Genomic DNA, 22,021 nt, shown 5'->3' with positions numbered 1-22,021 from the left:
ATCCAGCCATCTTGCCGGAGTCACCCTTTAATTGACCAAAAAAAATGCCGCTTGTGGCTACGAACGACATTTTTTGTCAACTGTAGCAGCCGTTAAAGGTGTCCTATCTGGCCCAGCACAGCCAGCGACTTAAGCTTTTTAACCGCTACTTTTTTCCGGTTAGCCACCTTTCGGGCCATGCAATACAAGACTAGGCTAAACCCTACTTTGTTGAACACATCGGCGAAGTTGTAAACCAGATTGCGGTTGAGGTGCAGATTTTCAAACAGGTTGAAGGGCATAGTCAGGTAGCCTAGTGGGTAGATACTCCACCCAATCAAAATAAAGTAGCTCATGTAAGCAAAAGCCTGCCCCACATCTTCGTTGGGGCAGCTATCCACGAGCTTAGCCAGGGGGCCAAACCAGATTTCGTGGACAACGGCCATGTAGCCAAGGGTGGAAACGGCGCCCCACAAAATAGACCAGTACGAGGAAGAAGACTCGCCGAAATAGCCGAAGCCGACCATCCAGACGGCGCCTAGAAATAGCCGCCACAACGAGCCGGGCGTAGCGCCTTCAGGCCGCATTAACAGATAGAACTGCGTGCACATCAGAGGCACCGTAAACAGCCAGTCGATGTAGCGGAAGCGGGTAGGCGTGATGTGCAGGTTCAGATACATGCCCTGCATATAGTAGTAACTGATACCGGCAATCAAACAGATAATGCCGGAAACCGTCATGTTTACGCGCCAGCGTCGGGGCACATTGCTACGCTCCGTAAAAAAGAAAATAGCAGCTCCTAGCAGAGCAAACATGCTGAAGAAGAAGGTCGCCCCCACTAGGTCGTGCTCGGCTACATAATAGTACGGCAGGCTAACACCCGGCGACAACGTATTGCTTTGTAGTAATAGAGCTGCTGGCATAGTGCGGCAAATCAGAGATAAATAGAAAAATACAAAATTATAGCTGGCAATACTAATGCCTGTTAACTCTGCAAGATACCGCAAGAGAGCAACTTTTATTGTACCTACACAAATAAAAATGCCCCGTAACAGCTTACTGTTCAGATTTATTAAGTGCAGCTAGTTGTTTTAGGCTGATTGTAGCTTGTAGGGTAGAACCTTACTCCGGTAAAGCAAACAGGAAGTTTATCTTAGCTAAAGGCAAATAATAAGCCGGACCCCATTACTGGAATCCGGCTTTTGCGCTGGTTACTGATAAGGATGGGCTAGTGCGCCGCGTTGAGGTCGATTTTCTCGCCGGTCCGGGCGCGTTTAATTAGAAATACCAGCGGCAGACAGGCCAGGAAGAAGAACCCAAGCATCGAGAAGATCTGGCCGTAGGTGATGATAGATACTTGCTTCATCAGGATACCTTCGAGAGCCGCGTAGGCTTGCTGACGGGCCTGATCGGCCGAGAAGCCACGCGACATAAAGTTCTGGGTGAAGGCCTGAATCCGCTGCACGGTTTCGGGGTTGTAGAGCGAGATGTTAGGCAGCAAGCCCACCCGGTTGTGCACGATGCTCCGCTCTAGAATTGTACCTACAATGGCTACTCCGAACGAGCCGCCTAGCTGACGAATCATGCCGGTGAGGCCAGCGGCCTGGCCGGCATCCTTGCCCTGCAAGCCCGCCAACGACATAGTCGTGATGGGCAGGAAGATCAGGCCAAGGCCAACCCCGCGCACCATCAGCGGCCAGAAAAAGTCGCTCTCGCCGGCAGTGGGCGAAATAACTTTGCTCATCCAGAAGGTGAAGAAAAAGAAGATGGTGAAGCCCACCGGAATCATAAACTTCTGGGGCACACCGGCTTGTAGCATCCTGCCAATCAGCGGCATCATGAAGCCCGAGGCCAGAGCACCTGGCAGCAGCAAGAGCCCGGTTTGGGCGGCCGTGAAGCCGAGAATGCGCTGGGTGAAAATCGGGAATACGAATACCGAAGCAAACAGCCCGAAACCCAGGATGAACGAGAGGAAAGCGCCAACAGCCAAGTTCCGGCTCTTGCCCAGCACCCGCAAGTCTACAATCGGCTGCTTGGCCGTCAGTTCGCGCCAGATAAAGCCGAGCAAACCCGCCGCCGCCAATATGGTGAAGCTGATGATGTAAGTACTCTCAAACCAGTCTTCCGTTTCGCCCTGCTCCAGCACCAGCTGCAACGAGCCTACGCCCATAACCAGCAGGAAAATACCGGCCCAGTCGATTTCGCGCAGTGGCCGCGGAATGGCGTTCCGAATCCGCTCGGGGTCCCGAATGAAGAGGATGGTGAAGATGGACGCCAAAATACCCACCGGCACGTTGACGTAGAAAATCCAGGGCCACCCGAGGTTGCTATCCACAATGTAGCCGCCCAGAGTAGGGCCAATGGTAGGGCCGATAATTACGCCCATGCCGAACAATGCTTGGCCCAAGGCCAGTTGTTTCGGCGGAAATGTGTCGATCAGGATGGCTTGCGAGGTAGCCATGAGTGCGCCGCCGCCGATGCCTTGGATGAAGCGAAACGCCACCAGCTCCCAGATGTTGGTGCTCTGCCCGCAGGCAATAGAGGCCAGTGTGAAGATGACCACCGAGACGAAGTAGTAGTTGCGCCGCCCAAACTGCTCGGCCAGGAAGCCGGTCATCGGGATAACGATAACGTTGGCAATGCCATACGAGGCCACCACCCAGCTTACTTCCTGCTGCGTGGCCGATAGGTTACCCATCATCTGGGTCAGGGCCACGTTTACAATGCTGGTATCAATCAGCTCCAGTAGGCAACAAAGCACCACCGTGATGACGATGATCCACTTGGTAAATCCGGTTTCCATTCGTTGGTGAAATTGTGAAGTTGTGAAGTTGTGAAGTGGCCATTTCTATATTGCAAAAGCCTACTCTCACTTATCACATTTCGTATTATGAGCAATGAATTACAAAATGAATCGACATCGTTTAATGATCATATTCGCACACGAACCAAGCAAGCTTCACTACGAGTGATTCGGCTGTACCAGCAGCTACCACGCACAGGGGAGGCCACCGTGTTAGGTAAGCAATTGCTACGATCTGCTACTTCAGTGGCAGCCAATTTTCGAGCGGCTTGCCCGGGCCGTTCAGCGGCCGAGTGGTATGCCAAACTCTGCATCTGCGTTGAAGAAGCCGACGAAACATTATTCTGGCTAGAGTTACTGGGTGATGCCGGCATACTGTCAAAAGCTCGTCTAAGCGAACTAGAGCAAGAATACCTGGAGCTTGTTTCCCTTCTGGCCTCGACCCGCAAGAAGGCAAAAGCCAATCTTGATAAATGAAATTGTGAGCCGATCAGCGTTTTGCCGTCTCTACTCACAACTTCACCTTTCACAATTTCACCTTTACTTTACCTTCACCGTTGCGACCACACTCATACCGGCGCGGAGGGGATGCTGAGGGTCCACTTCGTTGAGCACGATTTTGACGGGTACGCGCTGGGTTACTTTCACGAAGTTGCCGGAAGCGTTGTCGGGGGGCAGCAGGGCGAAGCGGGCACCGGTAGCAGCGGAGAGCGACTGGATTTTACCTTCGAACTCACGGCCGGGGTAGGCATCTACTTCCACCTTAACGGGCTGGCCTTCGCGCATCTCGCCGAGCTGCGTTTCCTTGAAGTTGGCAATCACCCAAGTCCGCTCGCTGGCTACCAGGCCCATGAGTTGCTGGCCGGGGCTAACTACCTGGCCGGGCTGCACGTTTTTCTTGCTTACTACGCCGTTGCCGGGCGCCGTGATGGTGGTATAGCTCAGTTGCAGCTTGGCGTTGTCGAGGTCGGCTTGGCGCTGCTTTACTACGGCTTGCGCTACGGCCACCTGCTGCTCAGCGGCAGCTACTTGCTGGCGAGACACTTGCACCTGCTGCTGCGCAGTGGAGCGCTGGGCGCTGGTTGCCCGCAAATTGGCTTGAACGGCATCGTACTCGCTTTGCGGGATGATGTCTTCTTTGCGCAGAAACTCGCTGCGCTTCAAGTCTCTTTCCAAACGGGTACGGTTGGCTTCACTAACGCCAATAGTGGCCTGCGAGCTACCTACGTTGGCTTGCGCGGTTCGTACGGCTGCCCGGGCAGCTACCACGTTAGCCTGCGCGGCGGCCAGTGCTGCCTCGGCGGCATTCACGCGCTGCTGGTAGTCGGCCGGGTCGAGGGTTACGAGTACGTCACCTTTCTTTACCTGCTGGTTGTCTTGTACTTTCACGTCCAGCACGGGGGCCCCTACACGAGGCAGGATAGGATACACGTCGCCTTCCACTTGAGCATCGTCGGTTTCTTCGTGCGTTTGGGAAAACTGATATTGCTGCCAGCCAAAGTAGCCGCCAACCAGCAGCACCAGGGCCAACACAATAAATAGGATAGGACGCTTAGAACGACCCTCCGCCTGTACTTCCGTTGGCGCCGCAGCAGGAGCTGCGTTCGAATTAGGAGCTACAGTCGGATTTTGTTGAATGATGGGTGCCATATAAAGGAGTTGCTGTTTTCTTGTTTTCTGGGGACTCTGTTTTACGATGCTTGTTGCTGATTTCGTTTTACTTACCTCTTAATTGGCAACAAAACTTCTAGACTTAGGCTGATTTGCGGTAGGCGCTGGATTCGGTCGGCGACTTCACCAGCAGCGTCACGCAAGGGGCGGTCCGCACAATTACTTCGGCGGTGCTACCCATCAGGAACCGGGTAAGGCCCGTGCGGCCGTGCGCCCCGATAACAATCATATCAACTGAATGGCGGCGCGCTTCCGCTACTATCTCGAGGGCGGCATCGGTGCCGTGCACAAGGACGGTGTTTACCCGGGCGCCGGCTAACTCGGCGCTGGCGTGGTAGCGGGCTAGCTGCTGCGCCAAGTCAAGGTCGGAAAGGCCCGTTAGCACGGGCTGCGGCTCCAACACGTGCAGCAGCCGGAGAACCGCGCCGGTGCCGGCCGCCAATGCCGCCGCATACGCCACCAACGGCCCCGTCGCCTCCGAAAAATCTATCGGACAAAGAATGGTGGAAAGGGTCATGAAAGGAGATTGTGAAGGGGTGAAATTGTGAATTGATGAAGTTGCTAAACAGGCAGTCGACGTTCTATTGGTCGCCAGGACCAACCAAATCATCAACCTCACTATTTCACCACTTCACAGTTTCACCGTTACCAGATCTGTTCACCAACAGCGCGCTTGAGCTGGTATTGGCCGAGGGTGTAATTGTAGACAGCTTGCAGACGAGCCAGGCGAGCCTGAGCCAGCGACGTTTCGGCGTCGAGTACGTCGAGGTTGGTGCCAACGTCGTAGCGGTAGCGGGCTTTAGCGCGGGTAAGCGCTTCGGTTGCCTGCGCAATCTGAACCACCGAGTTGTCGTAGCGGGCGGTGCTGGACTGTATGTTGTTGGTAGCTTGGCGCACATCGGAGCGGATTTGCTCTTGCGTGTCCTGAATGCGCGCCTGCGAGCCGCGGATGTTCGCCAAAGCTTCTACCCGCTGGTTTTTGTTTTTATTACCATCGTAGATGGGCACCGAAAGCTGTACCACGCCTACCGAGTTAGGACGCACTCTGTCGAGGTTGGGCAGGTAGCCGTTCTTGGCTCCGAGCTGCGCGCCTACCCCAAGCGTCGGGGTGTTGGCACGCTCAATCAGCTTCAGGTTCAAGTTGGCCGTATTTTCGGCGTCGCGGGCCAGCTTCACTTCCGGCCGTTTCTCGATGGCTTGCGCCAGCGCGGCGTTGAGGTCAAGAGGCTGAGGCTGGTACGTGAGCGCGCCCCGAACGGGCACCGCTACGTACTCGGGCTTGTGCAGCAGCCGAGCTAGTTGCACCTGTTGGTTGTGCAGTTGATTTTCGAGGTCGATTTTGGTGTTCTGGGCCTGCGTAATACGCACTTGCGTAGTCGTCACGTCGAACCGGGTGCTGACACCGCCTTGCACCCGCTTTTCCATCTCGCGCTGATGCTGCTGCAACGAAGCAATCTGCTCGTCTTGCACCTTGATGCTCTCGCGTACAAAAAGGATATTGTAGTAAGCTTGCACGGCCGAGAAAGCCAGGTCGCGGCGAGTAACCACGATGTTATCGGTGGCCGTGAGGCGGCGGCTTTCAGCCAAATTAGTGGTCGCTTCTTTCTTACCGAAGTCCAGAATGCCGTATTGTAGCGTTATGTGGGCGTCGTAGTTGTTGTTAGGAGCGAGTTGAAATACTGGCGCATCGGGGGTGAGCTGCAACTTCACGACCGGATCGATGCGGGTGTACGTGGCCGTACCCGTTACCTGGGGCAGGAAGCCGCCGCGGCTTTGCGTTACGCGGCTGGTAGCGGCATTCACTTCCTCTTCCAAAGAAGTGATGGCCGGGTTGGCATCCAGCACCGCCTGAATAGTGCCAGTCAACGATAAAGAGTCAGCCACTACTTGCGCGCGAGCCGTAGTAGCTCCCGTAAGCAGGCCAGCTGTTATAAGCGAAGCGGTAAGAGTTGATCGGGAAAGCATTGTGAAGTCAACTTGTTGTGGATGTCTTCTTACCCAATGATGTGCCAAAGGATTAAAAAGCCTTTAATACGCATAAAAAACCTTCTCAGCTGCCTTTAAACGCATAATAATTTTTTTATATTTCAACGGATGAGCTTGCGCGAACAGTCTTAATATCCTGTTATTTGAGGAATTTCTCATTATATTTTCTGATATTTAAGGAATATTTGCAGGCTCCTTCTTTAACTGAACCATGAATAATCAGGACGAATCTTTGCTGCTATATCTCAACGAGGCTATTGCAACCACGCGCAGCAAAGAGGCTTTATTTAAGATAGTAACGGAAAAGCTGCGCCTAATCTTTCCCTTCGACAGCATCGCCATCGTTACGTTCGACAGTACCATGCAGCAAAAGCGCATCTTTTTGCGCGACTTATTGGACGGCGCGCCACCCTTGATGCCAGACGAGTCGGAAGTAACCCCGGTAGTCGGGACGCCCATTGAGCGTTTTTTGCGTGACCCCCGGGTGCAGCAAGTCGACACTCTGGCACTTCTGGCTGAATACCCTGACTACGAGCCGTTTCAGAAAATGCAGAAACGCTCGATGCCGTATTTGACTATTGCGCCGCTTCGCACGAGTGGGCAATTGGTGGGGCTACTGGTTATGGCAGCGCGCCGCCGCCCCACCTTCTCCCCTGATGACTTAAGCTTGCTAGGCAAAATCGGGAGCCTGATAGCCGTAGCCGTCAGCAACGCGCTGGCGTTCGAGGAAGTAGCGCGGCGAGAACAGGAAAAATCGGTGCAGCTAACCATCAACAACGCGCTGCTTAGCAGCAAAAACCGGGAGCAGCTCTTCCATACCGTGGCCACCGAATTAGACCGCATCGTGCCGTGCGACTATTTTGGCTTGCGTATTCAGCGCCAATCTGCGGCCACCGAAAGCTTCGCTGAATTTGCCAAAGCGGACGACGGCACCTTCTATTTTTTAAGCGAAGAGCGTTGGGAAGGAGTGGAAAACCGGACGGCCATGCAGGCCGAGACTTTTGGCTTGTTCAGGGAGCCCGCCATTCACAAGGGCCCTGATTTCTTGTCTATTACCACGCAATACCGCATGCTCCGCCACGCCGCCGAGCAGCACGGCACCCGCTCGATGCTCGGCGTACCGCTGTGGGTGGAACACGACCAGATGGCCGTGCTGGTGCTGGCCAGCCGCAACCCCGACAACTTTACCACAGCAGATCTGGAGTTGATTAAGAGCTTGGTTCCGCAGATTACGCTGGCCATGCAAAACCTGTTTGCCTTCGAGCAGATTGAGGCTTTGCGGGCACAGCTGGAACAAGAGAAAACCTACCTCATCGACGAAATCAACACCACTGCCAAGTTCGAGGACTTCGTCGGGACGAGTACCGTGATGCAGCAGGTGCAGAACCGAATTCGGCAAGTGGCTCCCACCGATACCACCGTGCTAATCCAGGGCGAAACGGGTACCGGCAAGGAGTTGGTGGCGCGCGCACTGCATAATCTGTCGCCCCGGAAGAACCGCGCCCTAATCAAAATCAACTGCGCGGCCTTACCCGCGCAGTTGATTGAGAGCGAGCTGTTTGGTCACGAAAAAGGGGCCTTTACGGGGGCTTTCGACCGACGCATCGGCAAGTTCGAGCTAGCCGACGGCGGCACTATTTTCCTGGATGAAGTAGGCGAGCTGCCTCTCGATCTGCAAGCCAAGCTGCTGCGGGTGCTGCAGGAAAAAGAGTTCGAGCGCATTGGCGGCCGCCGCGTCATCCAAACCGATGCCCGGGTAGTGGCGGCTTCCAACCGGATACTGGAAGACGAGGTAGCGGCTGGCCGCTTTCGCGCCGACTTGTATTACCGCCTCGACGTGTTTCCCATTCGCCTCCCTCCCCTGCGCGAGCGGCCCGACGACATCGAGCCGCTGATGCGGCATTTTCTGGAGCGCTTCACCAAGCAGATGGGCAAGCCGGTACGCGGCCTGCGCGAACGAGACTTGCGGGCGCTACGGCAGTACACCTGGCCCGGCAACGTGCGCGAGCTAGAGCACGTGCTGGAACAGGCCGTCATCGTTAGTCAAGGTCCTTTCCTGGAATTTGCGGGGTTCTCGGCCGCCCGCCCCACCACCGTCCAGCCCGATGCTGGCGGCCCCCTAAAAACGCTTAAGGATCAAGAGCGCGACCACATTTTGGCGGCTCTGCGCCGCACCGGCGGCCGGGTAAGCGGCCCCACCGGCGCCGCCATTCTGCTCGACATCAATGCCAAAACCCTGGAAGCTCGCATGAAAAAGCTAGGCATTCAGCGCACAGTAGGGGTGGCCGAGTGAAACCGGGCGTTAGAGGGTGCGGCTCTTGATTTTGCGAAGTACCTCCTGGTACTGGTCAGTAGGCTGGCCCTCCCGCTTGGCTTGCGCTATTGCTTTCTGCTGCGTTACCTCGGCTTCCGTGGTTAGGTGCAGCGCGTAAAGCAAGTGGGCGAGCGTATCGTAGTAAGGTGCCCGCGGGTCCAGACTTATGGTGCGCTGACTCCACCGCATGGCCTGAGTGAGGTATTCGCTACGCCGGGTGCCAGAGGTATAGACAGCCCACGCCCCATTATTGAGGTCCACTGCATACATATCCGGCATCTGGTCTTTCGATTCCACCCAAACCATTTTCACTGTCGAATCGGGTTTTGCTAAGTTGGGATAAGGCTGTGGGTTTTGAAAGGGCCCTCTCATAGCTTGTTGCGCCGCTTGCTGACGCCGTATAGTGTCTGGCACGCCGGCCATGTAGTGCCGCTCATAAAACCGAGTCAGCATCGGCAAGTATTGGGCAGTATCGCGCAGCGCTTGGTAATAGTGCAACATATTCTGCTCGTAGACGCGCGCCCCCCGGCTGTAGTCACGCGCCGGCCAGGTTCCTCTAGCAAAATTAGCGCCCTGCATGGCGAGGCTCTGGTCGCGGCGAGTTATGGCGGCTCGCATTGTGTTGCTGATAATGAGGTTGTTGAATACCGACCGCCGAGCCAAGGGCAACGTAGCGTACATACTATCCACCAATTTTTTGTTTAGCCGCGCCAGCTTGTACGCTCGGCTTTCTACTATCGGACCGCATTCGTACACGAATACCACTTCCGAAAAATCATCGAAGGCCTTAACTGGAAGCTCCTGCACATACGCATCGAGCAATTCGGGGCTGATGGGCGCGCCCACGCTCCGTTTAGTGGTCAGATATTGACGAAGAAACTGCACGTTTCGCTCCCCCTGCGTGTAGCGCTTCTCCAGCGCACTTAGGTTGTCGGGGCTGGCGAGCTTTTGGCGAAAGGTGGTAATATCACGCAGGTAGCGCTCTGCTTCATGCGTGTTGCCGAAGCTGCGGTGCAGCACGGTGCCATCAGGATGAAGGTAGAGGTAAGTAGGGAATGTGTTGATGTAATATCGGCGCGCCAGCCGCTGACTTTGCAAGCTTCCAAAAGGTGCTTTTACCAACAGGAAATCCCGCTCCAGCACGTCGGCTACGGGGGCATCATCTAGCCCGGTCCCGTATTTTTTCTCCACTTGTTCCTTCGGCTGTCCAGGAGCTGGCGGGGCAGAAGCAAAAAACAGAAACACCGGTTTTTGAAGCCGCTGGGCCCGCTGCAGAACGGCGCCTAGTGAGTCTTTTTCGAATTTAAGTTGCTGAGCTGAAATGGCCCTAGTCGCTAGCAGCAGGAATAACACCGCCAGCTGGCGGAACAACACCGTTTTCATCTGTTGAAAAGATAGCTTAACAGGAGTGGATAACCCGAAAGTACAAACTCTCCATAGAAATGGAATATTAACCTTCGTGTACCTCACATAAGAACTGAAGAAAGCTCGGCAAAACCCGTCTACCCTTTTCCTTCTCCCGTAGTACAGTTTATAACTCATCCATTACCACCTATTTCCATGGCACAGCCCACTGTTACACCCCAGCATACCGACCCTGTTACCAAGAACAAGGAAAAGAAGAACGAGGAAACGGTGAAGGACAAGCCTGATGGCAAGAAGAAAACCACGCAGAGTAAGTAGTTCAACTAGATCTAAGAGCCCGGTCTGCGCCTTGCAGCCGGGCTTTTTCGCGTTTAAAAAAGCTGGTGGCGGGAGCTAACAATGGCGCAAATTGGTTTTACTTGTACTTTCAAACGCATGCCCAAACCAGAACCCGACCTTAGCCTACTTACCCGCGAGCAAGTGTTGCGCGCCCTGCGCCAGCTAGACCGTGAAGGGCCGCGCATGCCGCTGAGTACCGTCTACGACCTTGTGTACCGGGGCCGCCGCTACGCGCCGCGGGCAGTAGCACAGTTGGCCTACCGTTTGGCTACGGAGCAGCCGGAAGCTGCCTGGCCTCTACCCGCCGGAGCGCCCACCAACCGGGTGCTAGAGCAGCTTGATTTCACCATTGCTACCAAGCGCCCCACACTGGAAAACTCGTCGTTGCTGGATGGTGATGTGGCCGCGCAAGACGCCATGCAGGAACTACACACCGGCATTACCCGCGAAAAGCCTCCTCGAAAGAAAGCTGGCGCTGCGGAAGCCTCGGAAGCCTCAGCCCCTGTCCTCGTTACTAGTGAGGCCCACGAACCAGCCGTTGCTTACGACCCGCCGCCTGCTCAGCCTTACACCGCCGGCATGGCGAAGCAGGAGCTCTTCATTTCCGACGAGCAGCTGGATGCTGCCTTGGCTGCTTTGCACCGCCGCCGCAACCTTATTTTGCAAGGCCCGCCAGGAACCGGCAAAACGTTTCTGGCCCGCCGGCTAGCTTGGCTAGAGCTTGGTGCCACCGACGCCGCCCGCATAGAGCTAATTCAGTTTCACCCAAGCTACAGCTACGAAGACTTCGTGCAAGGCTTCCGGCCCGATATGCAAGGCACGTTTCGGCTACAGGATGGTGTGTTGCCCGCGTTCTGCCAGCGGGCGGCTTCCGACCCGGAGCGGCCCTATTTCCTGCTGATCGACGAGTTGAACCGGGGCAACCTGAGCCGCATTTTCGGGGAGTTGCTTTTGCTGCTGGAAGTCGACAAGCGCGGGCCAGCCCACGCCGTGCGCCTGCCCTACGCCCCCGCCGATGCGCCCCGTTTCTACGTGCCCACCAATGTGTTTGTAATTGGCACTATGAACCTGGCAGACCGGAGCTTAGCGCCGCTGGACTATGCCCTGCGCCGCCGTTTTGCCTTCGTGGAGCTAGCCCCCGAATTTGGCGCGCCATTTCAAGAGTTTCTGGAGGCCCAGCACGTGCCGGCCACTGTTATCGAGCGCCTCGTAGCCCGCCTCACCGACCTCAACCTTACCATTGCCGACGACCCAGAACTCGGTCCCGACTTTCGCATTGGCCACAGCTACTTCTGCCAGCCCCCCACCAACCCCGCCACCGCCGATTCGTGGCTGACCTTGATTCTGAAACAAGAAATAGCGCCTCTTTTGGATGACTATTGGCTCGATCAACCCGCTAAAGCAACCGCCCAGAAGAAGCGGCTGCTAAGCTAAGAGGTGAAGTTGTGAGACGTGAAGCCGTGGTACCACTACCGTTGCACGACATCGGATGGGGCCGCATTGAGCAGCCATCAGCCACGATAGTGGTACCACAACCCAAACAGTCGTGGACTATTCCTTGAACCTAGCGTCAACAACTCCACCGCTCCGTAACCTCACTACTTCACCTCCGTGATACCTATCCAAAACCTTTACTATTTGCTGTGCTACGCCTGGAACCGGTTACCGGAGCAGTCGGAGTTGCTGGCGGCGAAGGCGGAGACGTTTCATCGGCCACTGGAGTTGCTGGCGCACGTGCTTCTGACGGGCACTCGTCGTTTGTTGCGGCAGGGTTTGGCAGTGGCTTATGCTGAGCGAGAAGAAGAACTAACAGAATTGCGAGGGCGGGTGCAGCTAGCCCCTAGCCTCTCCCGCAACCTGCTGCGGCGGGGCCGGGCATTATGTACCTACGACGAGCTTGGCTTCCAGACGCCGTTCAACCAGTTGCTGCTTGGCACCCTGCAACAGCTTAGCCGTAGCCGCACCCTGCCTAACGATTTGCGCCAAGAACTCAAGCTAACACAACGCCGCTTTCCGGTGGGCTTGCTCCCGCTGCCGCTTTCCTCCGAACTGTTGCGCACCGTGCACCGCCTACGCCCAACCGGGCTACAAGGGTTCTTACTGAATGTGTGTGAGCTGGTGTACCACAGCGCCATGCCCGAACCCGATGCCAATGGCCGCCTCCGCTTCCGCGACTTTCGCCGCGACGAGCGGTTGATGGCCCGCCTCTTCGAGCAATTTGTGCGCAACTTCTACCGCCTAGAGCAACAACGCTTCCGGGTATTGTCGGAAACTATCCGCTGGCAAGCTACTACGGCTACGCCCGAAGCGCTGGACCTGCTCCCGGCCATGATTACCGACACCACGCTGGAAGCTCCTGAGCGCAAGATTATTCTTGATACCAAGTACTACGCGGCGGCTCTGCGGCAGCGCTACGACCAACAAAAGCTGATTTCGCCTCACCTATATCAGCTCTACGCCTACCTCCAGAACCAGCCCACTGCTCCTGGCCAAGCGCTTGAAGGCGTTCTGCTTTATCCAACTGCCACGCAAGCGCTTGACGTGCGATACACCCTCGGTGCGTACCCGGTTCGCATTGTCACGCTGAACCTGGCGCAGCCTTGGCAAGGCATCGCTACTGCTCTGTTAGAACTGATTGCTTAGCTGTTGTCTCTACTGCTAGCAGCTACAGCAAGGCAGAAGCAGCAAACTAAGTAGCCATCTTTTGCTTTCCTGCGGCGAGGCTGATTAACGCAAGTAAGCTGTTTTCTGTACGGCATGAATATTCCTTATCATAGTTCAATTAGTCTTTAAAAATTACGGTAAGTGTGTGGTCACTAGACAGATGGATTAAAAAATTTTAACAATTTATTCCGTAATCCTAGTTTTTATTGAAGAAACAATAACATATACTTGCTAAAATTGCCAATACAGTTGATTCTCAAAACATCTAGCAACATCTCTTTTTTTCACTTCTTTCTAACACATGAGAAAAGTCTTACTCTCATTGCCTCTTGCAATAGTTGCGCTTACTGGCCACGATGTGCAGGCCCAGACGCGCACTGTCACCGGGCAGGTACAAGGTGCAGACGGCGCAGGGCTTCCGGGCGTTACAGTTGTAGCTAAAGGCACCTCCGTCGGAACTGCTACCGATGGCGAAGGCCGCTACAGTCTGGCAGTACCTGCTACAGCCTCTACACTTGTTTTTTCCTCAGTCGGATTCGATTCCAAGGAAGTAGTATTGGGTACGCAGTCAGTTGTTAACGCTACACTTGGTTCGGCTACTACGGGCCTGGATGAAGTGGTAGTGGTAGGCTACGGCACTCAGTCGCGCCGCGACCTGACGGGTTCGGTGGCTACTATCAACGCCGCACAGATTGCCAACAAGCCTGTACAAAGCTTCGAGCAAGCTATACAAGGCCGAGCTTCGGGAGTGAATATAACTACTCCTAACGGAGTGCTAAATGCGCCGCCTGTAGTGCGTATTCGCGGAGTGAACTCTATCAGCCTGAGTTCGGCGCCACTGTATGTTATTGATGGTATTCCGGCCTATAGCGGTAACAGCTCGGCTGTTGGTAGCGTGCCGAACAACCCACTCAGCAACATCAATCCCAACGATATTGAGAGCGTGGAGGTGCTGAAAGATGCTTCGGCCACGGCTATCTATGGCTCGCGCGCGGCGGGCGGAGTGATTTTGGTGACCACCAAGCGCGGCCGCAGAGGCCAAAGCAAAATCTCGGTGGACTCGTGGGTCGGCTGGACCGAGCCAGTACGCCTCTACGACGTACTGAAGACTGAGGACTACATCAACATCAAAAACGAATCGGTCCGTAACCTAAACGCCAACCTTGTGGCCTTGGGACAGGCTCCCACGGCCATTGAAGGGTTCAGGCCGACGCTCGATGCCGACGGCAACACGGTGGATACCCGCTGGTATGACTACATCTACCGCACGGGCTTCTCGTCATCCAATAACCTGAACTTCAGCGGCGGCACCGAAAAAACCACTTACTACACATCGGTAGGCTATACCGACCAGAAGGGTATGCTGCAGGGCAATACCTTCAAGCGAGCCTCCGGACGCCTCAACATCGACCACAAGGTATTCTCCCGCTTTACAGTGGGCCTCCGGGCAGGCTACACCAACTCCCGCACGGCCTCGCCTAACTCGGGCTCGGTAGGCGACGGCGCCTTTGGTACGGCTGGCCTGGGCCGCCTACCATTGGTGTTGCCTCCCAACGTACCGGCCCGCAATCCTGATGGCACGTACAGCCTAAGTGGGGCCGGCATCGGGCCGGGCGCCAATATTAATCCTACCTCGGCTACTGTCGCTAACCCTAACGGCTCCCCATTACTGCCGGGATATTACAACCCGCTGGTAGATCTGGAAAACAACTATTTCCGCTCGGAAGGCAATGAAATTCAGGGGAGTGCGTATGCCAACCTGGAAATAATCAAAGGCCTGAACCTGCGGACCACGTACGGCATCTACAACATTGCCTTCGAGGACCAAGCGTACTACACGAGTATTGCCGGCGACCAATACAACATTGGCAGCGCCTCCAACTTCTACCGCACCAACAAGCGCTGGAACTGGCAGAACACGCTTCAGTACGATGTAACGCTAGCTGAAAAGCACAATCTCTCCTTCCTTCTCGGCAACGAAAACCAAAGCACTACCATCGACCGGTGGGGTGCCAACCGCACTAGCGTAGCTGACCCGTTCTTCACCACCTTCCAGGGCGGCTACGTCAACGTAGCCGTTTCGGGTAACTCCCAAGGGGAAAACTTCCTGACTTCTTATTTCGGCCGCCTCAACTACAACTTCAGCAGCAAGTACCTGGCTACCCTAAACGTACGCCGCGACGGGTACTCGGCCTGGGCTCAAAAATGGGGTAACTTCTACGGGGCGTCTTTGGGTTATGTTATCTCAGAAGAGAATTTCTGGAAAAACTCTTCGGTGCTCAATAACTTAAGCTTTCTCAAATTTACGGGTAGCTATGGCGAAGTGGGCAACAACCAAGGAGTTTCTGATTTTGCCTCCTTACGTCTGTACAACGCCGGTTTGTACGGCCCAAATCCGACCTTCTTCCTGAGCGACGTCGGCAACGTGAATTTGACCTGGGAAACGAGCAAAAAGACCGACATAGGCTTGTCTTACGGTTTACTTGACAACCGGATTGAAGGCGATGTGGCCTACTACCGCAACTTAGTGGACGGTCTGATTCTCGATATTCCACAGGCTCCCTCCCGTGGTATTCCAAACAGTGTCAACGGCAATACTATTCCCGCCAACGTGGGCTCTATGCGCAACACAGGAGTTGAGTTGAATCTGCGCGTGGAGGCTATTCGCAAAACAAATTTTTCTTGGTCGGCAAACGCTAACCTGACGACGCTGAAAAACCGCGTATTGGCTTTGGCTACTGAGGGCCAGCGCATTGGCACAGCCACTTCGGGCCTTGAAACGGTGAACTATACTACGGTGGGCCGTTCGGTAGGTGAAATTCTGGCGGTTCCTTCGCTAGGCGTAAACCCGGAAAATGGCCGCCGCATTGTCAGCATCAAAAACGCGGACGGCACTACAACGCCCGTACAGTATAACCACCTGGGCGGCGGCTGGACCACGTTGGAAGGCGTAGCAGCTAGGACCCCTTCGCAGTTGGCGGATGGCGAGTACTACGGACCCGTATTGCCCACTTGGTATGGCGGTTTCGACAACACCTTCCGCTACAAAAACTTCGATTTGGGCGTGTTCGTCCAGTTCTCGGGGGGCAACTATATCTACAACGGTACCAAAGCCGGCCTGCACGACCAGCGCTTCTGGAACAACGACGTGGATATTCTGGACCGCTGGACGGAGACCAACACCGATGCTGAATGGCCGCGTGTGGTATACAGCGACAACGTGTCGAACGGATCGGCTCTCATCTTATCTACCAACGTGGAAAAAGGCGACTTTGCCCGCTTGCGGAACGTGTCGCTGGGGTATAGCCTCAATCCTACCCTGCTTAAGCGCTTTAGCATGAGCACTGCCCGTTTCTACGTGCAAGTGCAGAACGCAGCATTACTAACCAATTACTCTGGTATTGACCCTGAAATATCAACCAATGGCGGCTCCAACACGGGCGCGGGGGTTGACCGTAACTCGGTAGGCCAGGCCCGCACCTACACAGTAGGTTTCAATATTGGTTTCTAAATTCTTGTAGTTAATGAAAACTTTCAAACATACTTTTAAAGTGGGGCTAGTTTCGGTCCTGCTAGGGTTGGGCACAGTTTCTTGTGAAGACAACCTTAATCCGGCACCTAAAGCTTCTTTGAATAGTGCTGCTGCCTTTGATACGCCCTCGCGCGTGCTGCTGCAAGTCAACAATATGTATGACTACGTCAAGGCGGGCAACTTCCTGGGGGGCCGTTATCAGGTGTATGGCGACATTCGGGCAAATGACTTCCTGAATCGGACCTCGAACTTGGTAACCGGGGCTGCCGTGTGGCAGCACACGCTCACCGAATCGTCGCAGAACGACGTAATTAGCATGTGGGGAGCTGGCTACGCTGCTATCAACCAGATCAACGTATTCCTGGCTGGAGCAGAAGCCAATGCGGCAAAGTTCACGGCCGCTCCTTTTCCCTCCGACTTTGCTGCTACGGTTACCGCTTATACTGCTGAAGCCCGCTTCCTGCGCGCCCTTAGCTACTACTCCCTGCTACAATTCTATGCCCGGCCTTATACCGATAACAACGGTAGTAAACCCGGCTTACCGTTGCGCCTGGGAGCGGAACTCGACTTAGGCAACAATGACCTGGCTCGTGCCACGGTAGCACAGGTATACGATCAGATTCTGACCGACCTGAAATTCGCTGAAGACAACCTGCCACTCACCAATAGCGCTTCTAACGTAACGCGGGCTCACCGCAACACGGCTATTGCGCTGAAGACCCGCGTATATCTGAGCATGGCCCGCTACGGCGACGTAGTAACGGAGGCCAACAAAATTGTGTCGGCAACGGCACCCTTTCGGGCTACTACTGGTGTCGCTCATGCCTTGCAGCCTTCCATAACCACGGTGTTTGTGGGCAACCAAGCCAGTACCGAGAGCATTCTGTCTTTTCCGTTTACCACTCAGGACGGGCCGGGCACTCAAAACCAATTAGCCTACTATTACTTGCCTAGCTCCCAAGGTGGCAACGGCGAGTATAGCCTTAACGCCAACGGGGTACTTAGTGATCCGCACTTCTTGGCTACGGATGAGCGCAACGTAAACCTTATAACGCGGGTCAGCAATGTGCCTTATCTGCGCAAGTACCAAAATGGCGCAACTTCTCCTGCTCCTTACACCGACAATGCCCCAGTTATGCGCTACTCTGAAGTGCTGCTGAATTTAGCGGAGGCGCTGGTTCGCACTGAGGGCGCAGGTAGCACCCGGGCACTAGCACTACTAAACGCTGTGCGAGTCAGATCCAATCCAGCGCCCAACGCTACCACCCCTTCTCCGGCTGAGTACAACGCCGCAAGTTTCTCTGCGATGTTCAGCATCCTGGATGCTATTCTACTCGAGCGCCGCATCGAGTTTCTGGGGGAAGGCCTACGCAATAATGATCTAATGCGCTTGCAACTGCCTATTCCGGCTAAAAGTACAGTAGGTGCTGTGCTCCCCACCGCTACACTTTATGTATGGCCTATTCCGGCCACAGAACTAGCTACCAATACCTTAATAACGCGCAATTAAACTTGGTAAGCCATGTAGAAAGGGGCTTTTTCTATCCGAGAAAGCTCCTTTTTGCTTTTGATAACCAATTTGATTCCTTACTTAGAGAATTGCCTTTTTCAGCTTTGACCACTACTGCCAATACAAGCTTAACTTAAAAACAACCAAGTGAAGATAGCTTGCTGAAGCAGCCCTGCCAGATAGCTTCTGTCCTTGAGTTGCATATGGTAAGGCTTCTGCCTAAACTGCTCTTTCTTCTCCTTCCTTTGACCAAACCTTTCCTTGATTTGAAAAGACGTGATTTTGTGGGCCTCACCAGCCTGGCTACCGGGGCGCTGTTCTTACCCACTTTCCCGAGCCTGGGCGGCAACCCCGTCGATCCGGCTCGGCTGCTGGAGGCAGCAGACCCTGCTGTTAACAAGCGCCTGGCCGATGCGGCCTTGAATGCGGCAAAGGCGGCCGGTGCCACCTACACCGACGTACGAATTGGGCGTTACCTCAATCAAAGCATCTTCACCCGCGAAAAACAAGTCCAAAACATAGCCAGTGGCGAGAGTTTCGGCGCGGGGGTTCGAGTTATTGCCAATGGCACCTGGGGTTTTGCGGCCACTAATACCGTGACCGAAACGGGCCTAGCCAAAGCCGCACAGCTGGCCGTGCAGATTGCTAAGGCCAATTCCAAGGTGCAGAAAGAGCAGGTGCAGCTAGCCCCGCAGCAGGGCTATGGCACCGTAAGTTGGAGAACCCCACTTCAGTTGAATGCTTTTGAAGTGCCCGTGAAGCAGAAAGTGGAGCTGCTGCTGGCCGCCAACGCCAAAGCTCTCGAAAACGGAGCCTCCTTTGTGAATTCCTCGTTGTTCCAAATCAACGAGCAGAAGTATTTTGCCAGCACCGATGGCTCGTACATCGACCAGGACGTGCACCGCATTTGGCCCACCTTTACGGCTACGGCTATTGATAAGGCTTCAGGCAAGTTTCGCACCCGCGACGCTATGTCGGCGCCTATGGGCATGGGCTATGAGTACCTGACGCCCAAAGCCGCCGACAAGATTCCGGGCCCGACGGGCTCCGACGTCATCGGCTACAAAAACAGCTATGACATTCTGGAAGATGCGGCGGCCGCGGCCAAACACGCTCGCGCCAAAATCACGGCCAAAAGCGTGGTGCCCGGCAAATACGACCTGGTGCTCGACCCCAACCACCTCGGCCTCACCATTCATGAAAGCGTCGGACACCCCACGGAGCTGGACCGGGTGCTCGGTTACGAGGCCAACTACGCCGGTACCAGCTTCGCCACTCAGGAATGGAAGGCGAAGAACATTCCGTTTGGCTCGAAGCAGGTCAATATCGTGGCTGACAAGCTGCAACCCGGCTCGCTCGGCGCGGTCGGCTACGACGACGAAGGGGTGAAGACCAAGCAGTGGGACCTTATCAAAGAAGGAAAGCTGGTTGACTATCAAAAGATTCGTGACCAAGCGCACATCGTCGGGCAGAAAGACTCGGACGGGTGCTGCTATGCGGATTCGTGGAGTTCGGTGCAGTTCCAGCGTATGCCCAATGTGAGCTTGCAGCCTGGTAAAGACAAGCTGAGCGTAGACGAGCTAGTGAGCAAGGTGGATAAGGGCATCTACATTGCCGGCCGCGGCTCCTACTCAATTGATCAGCAGCGCTACAACTTCCAGTTCGGCGGGCAAGTGTTCTATGCCATCGACAAAGGCAAGATCACGGGCATGTTGGAAGACGTAGCCTACCAGGCCAACACGCAGGAGTTCTGGAACTCCTGCGCCGGCTCCTGCGACCAATCCGACTACCGGCTGTTTGGGTCGTTCTTCGACGGCAAGGGCCAGCCAAGCCAGGTGTCAGCCGTGAGCCACGGCTCGGCCACCACCCGCTTCAACGGCGTCAACGTCATCAACACGGCCCGGAAAATCGGTTGATGGCAGCCTAAACCTGTCATTCCGACACAGGAGGAATCTGAGTTAGTTCTTTTAATGATTTTACTCAGATTCCTCCTGCGTCGGAATGACAGGCAGGAGCACTAGGCCCCACCCAACAATTCAACAATCAGCAATTCAACTAGCAATCAATGGCAATTCTTTCCCAAGACGAATCACAGGCCATCCTTAAGAAGGTCCTCAGCTTCAGTACCGCCGACGAGTGTGAAATAACGCTCAGCGGCAGCAACGGCGGCAACGTCCGCTCGGCTCGCAACGCCATCAGCACCAGCGGCGCCGTCGATAACGTGAGCTTGGCCGTGGAATCGCGCTTCGGCAAACGCTCGGGCGTGGCTACTTGCAATGAGTTCGACGATGCTACGTTGCGCCGCTGCGTGCAGCGGGCCGAAGAAATTGCCAAGCTGGCCCCCGAAAGCCCGGAATACATGCCCTTGCTCGGCGCACAAACCTACGTGGCGGCACCTAAGTCGTTTGCCGCCGCTACGGCCGGCATTACCCCCGACTACCGCGCCACGCAGATCGGCAAAACCATGAAAATCTGCGACGAGAAAAAGGTGTCTTCCGCCGCTTTCCTTAACGATGAGGCCGGCTTCGTAGCCAAGCGCAACAACAAAGGGCTGGAAGCCTACCAGCAGTACACCAACGTGGAGTTCAGCATCACGGTGCGCACCCCCGATGGCACGGGCTCCGGCTACGCTACCGCCGACTTCAACGATGCTTCCACGTTTGACGCGGGTAGCCTGACGCAGGTAGCAGCCGACAAAGCGGCTATGTCGCGTAGTGCCAAGGCCATTGAGCCGGGCAAGTACACGGTTATCCTGGAGCCCGCGGCGCTGGTTGCCAACTCCGATGCTTCCTTGATGGCCGCTCTGATGAACGCTCTCGACGCCCGCAACGCCGACGAAGGCCGCAGCTTCCTCAGCAAAAAAGGCGGCGGCAACCGCAAAGGCGAAAAGCTGTTCGACGAGCGGGTCACCATCTACTCCGACCCAACCAACGCCGAAATTGCCAGCCTCACGTTTGCCGGCGACGGTCGTCCGCAGAAGAAGATGACCTGGATTGAGAAGGGCGTAGTAAAGAACCTTTACACCTCTCGCTTCTGGGCCCAAAAAGCCGGCATCCCTGACATTCCGCGGCCCGGCGGCTGGATTATGGAAGGCGGCACGCAGAGCGTACAAGACATGATCAAGGGCACGGCCAAGGGCATCCTCGTGACACGCCTGTGGTACATCCGCCCCGTCGACCCGCAGACGCTGCTTTACACCGGCCTCACCCGCGACGGTACCTTCTACATCGAGAATGGCAAAATCAAGCATCCGGTGAAGAACTTCCGCTTCAACGAATCCCCAATCATCATGCTCAACAACCTGGAAGCCATCGGCAAGCCAGTGCGCGTGAACGGCAACCTCGTACCGCCACTCAAGATTCGGGACTTCACGTTCACCAGCCTCTCCGACGCGGTGTAAACTGTCATCGCGCCGTCTGTCATTCCGACGCAGGAGGAATCTGAGTGAAATCGTTCAACGCTCATACTCAGATTCCTCCTGCGTCGGAACAACAAACTACTCGGTTATATCGGGGTGCAAATCCTGCCATTCCGGGTTGCTTACTGCTATTAGCGCATCCTTCTTTTCTCGTCGCCAGCCTTTGATTTCCTTCTCCCGCGCAATGGCTTGTTGAATGTCGCCAAACTCTTCCCAATGCACGAGCAGATTGCAGAAATATCGACCTGCAAATGTGCGTTGACGGCCTTCGTTTCCAATATGCTGCTCTAATCGACGCGTTAAATCATTGGTAACGCCGATGTAAAGAACAGTGCGTTTGGGATTTGTGACGAGGTAGACGAAGTAATGATGATAGCGCATAGCTTTTGGTTTGATGAAAAATACCATTTTCAGCTTTCTCCAGCACTGTCATTCCGACG

The 22,021-nt window shown here is 55.2% G+C and carries 16 protein-coding genes; 9 read left to right on the top strand and 7 right to left on the bottom strand.

Annotation, left to right across the window (positions count from 1 at the left end):
• Positions 1-92: 92 nt before the first annotated feature.
• Both VF639_RS05725 and VF639_RS05720 read right to left on the bottom strand, forming a co-directional pair.
• On the bottom strand, positions 93-902 hold the full coding sequence (locus VF639_RS05725) for a bacteriorhodopsin (RefSeq protein ID WP_331144925.1): 810 nt from the start codon (positions 900-902) through the stop codon (positions 93-95).
• Between the two features lie 305 nt (positions 903-1,207).
• Positions 1,208-2,782, bottom strand: a complete 1,575-nt coding sequence (locus tag VF639_RS05720) for a DHA2 family efflux MFS transporter permease subunit (protein ID WP_331144924.1) — start codon at positions 2,780-2,782, stop codon at positions 1,208-1,210.
• A gap of 87 nt (positions 2,783-2,869) precedes the next feature.
• Here VF639_RS05720 and VF639_RS05715 point away from each other — a divergent pair, with 87 nt between their 5' ends.
• Complete coding sequence (locus VF639_RS05715) at positions 2,870-3,259, top strand: four helix bundle protein (protein ID WP_331144923.1); 390 nt, start codon at positions 2,870-2,872, stop codon at positions 3,257-3,259.
• Between the two features lie 63 nt (positions 3,260-3,322).
• Here VF639_RS05715 and VF639_RS05710 read toward each other — a convergent pair whose 3' ends face one another.
• The 3 genes from VF639_RS05710 to VF639_RS05700 all read right to left on the bottom strand — a co-directional run bounded on the left by VF639_RS05710 (position 3,323) and on the right by VF639_RS05700 (position 6,418).
• Positions 3,323-4,432 carry an HlyD family secretion protein gene (locus VF639_RS05710; RefSeq protein ID WP_331144922.1) on the bottom strand — a complete coding sequence of 370 codons (1,110 nt, stop codon included), beginning with the start codon at positions 4,430-4,432 and terminating at the stop codon, positions 3,323-3,325.
• A 103-nt stretch (positions 4,433-4,535) separates the two neighbouring features.
• Positions 4,536-4,970 (bottom strand): universal stress protein, encoded by a 435-nt coding sequence (locus tag VF639_RS05705; protein ID WP_331144921.1) that lies wholly within the window; start codon positions 4,968-4,970, stop codon positions 4,536-4,538.
• A 128-nt stretch (positions 4,971-5,098) separates the two neighbouring features.
• Positions 5,099-6,418, bottom strand: a complete 1,320-nt coding sequence (locus VF639_RS05700) for a TolC family protein (RefSeq protein ID WP_331144920.1) — start codon at positions 6,416-6,418, stop codon at positions 5,099-5,101.
• A 232-nt stretch (positions 6,419-6,650) separates the two neighbouring features.
• Here VF639_RS05700 and VF639_RS05695 point away from each other — a divergent pair, with 232 nt between their 5' ends.
• On the top strand, positions 6,651-8,732 hold the full coding sequence (locus VF639_RS05695; RefSeq protein ID WP_331144919.1) for a sigma-54-dependent Fis family transcriptional regulator: 2,082 nt from the start codon (positions 6,651-6,653) through the stop codon (positions 8,730-8,732).
• Between the two features lie 9 nt (positions 8,733-8,741).
• Here VF639_RS05695 and VF639_RS05690 read toward each other — a convergent pair whose 3' ends face one another.
• Complete coding sequence (locus VF639_RS05690) at positions 8,742-10,136, bottom strand: hypothetical protein (RefSeq protein ID WP_331144918.1); 1,395 nt, start codon at positions 10,134-10,136, stop codon at positions 8,742-8,744.
• A gap of 177 nt (positions 10,137-10,313) precedes the next feature.
• Between VF639_RS05690 and VF639_RS05685 the strand changes: the two genes are divergently transcribed.
• From VF639_RS05685 to VF639_RS05655, 7 genes are all read left to right on the top strand, one after another.
• The gene (locus VF639_RS05685; RefSeq protein WP_331144917.1) at positions 10,314-10,436 is read left to right on the top strand and encodes a hypothetical protein; all 123 of its coding nucleotides are present in this window, start codon (positions 10,314-10,316) and stop codon (positions 10,434-10,436) included.
• 117 nt (positions 10,437-10,553) lie between these two features.
• A complete protein-coding gene (locus tag VF639_RS05680; RefSeq protein ID WP_331144916.1) occupies positions 10,554-11,891 on the top strand; it encodes an AAA family ATPase in 1,338 nt (445 codons plus the stop codon).
• A 177-nt stretch (positions 11,892-12,068) separates the two neighbouring features.
• On the top strand, positions 12,069-13,100 hold the full coding sequence (locus tag VF639_RS05675; protein WP_331144915.1) for a 5-methylcytosine restriction system specificity protein McrC: 1,032 nt from the start codon (positions 12,069-12,071) through the stop codon (positions 13,098-13,100).
• A gap of 322 nt (positions 13,101-13,422) precedes the next feature.
• Positions 13,423-16,632: a SusC/RagA family TonB-linked outer membrane protein gene (locus tag VF639_RS05670; protein WP_331144914.1), complete on the top strand. Its 3,210-nt coding sequence runs from the start codon at positions 13,423-13,425 to the stop codon at positions 16,630-16,632.
• 118 nt (positions 16,633-16,750) lie between these two features.
• Positions 16,751-18,163: a RagB/SusD family nutrient uptake outer membrane protein gene (locus VF639_RS05665; protein WP_331144913.1), complete on the top strand. Its 1,413-nt coding sequence runs from the start codon at positions 16,751-16,753 to the stop codon at positions 18,161-18,163.
• Positions 18,164-18,429: 266 nt separating this feature from the next.
• The gene (locus VF639_RS05660; protein WP_331144937.1) at positions 18,430-20,079 is read left to right on the top strand and encodes a TldD/PmbA family protein; all 1,650 of its coding nucleotides are present in this window, start codon (positions 18,430-18,432) and stop codon (positions 20,077-20,079) included.
• Positions 20,080-20,228: 149 nt separating this feature from the next.
• A complete protein-coding gene (locus VF639_RS05655; RefSeq protein WP_331144912.1) occupies positions 20,229-21,563 on the top strand; it encodes a TldD/PmbA family protein in 1,335 nt (444 codons plus the stop codon).
• A 96-nt stretch (positions 21,564-21,659) separates the two neighbouring features.
• Here the strand turns inward: VF639_RS05655 and VF639_RS05650 are convergent, their stop codons facing one another.
• Positions 21,660-21,962 (bottom strand): GIY-YIG nuclease family protein, encoded by a 303-nt coding sequence (locus VF639_RS05650; RefSeq protein ID WP_331144911.1) that lies wholly within the window; start codon positions 21,960-21,962, stop codon positions 21,660-21,662.
• Positions 21,963-22,021 lie beyond the last annotated feature (59 nt).

This window comes from Hymenobacter sp. (assembly GCF_036387835.1).
In the GTDB taxonomy this organism is placed as follows: Bacteria; Bacteroidota; Bacteroidia; order Cytophagales; family Hymenobacteraceae; genus Hymenobacter.
Note: the sequence above shows the minus strand (reverse complement) of the source record. Positions and strands in the feature narration are given on the sequence as shown.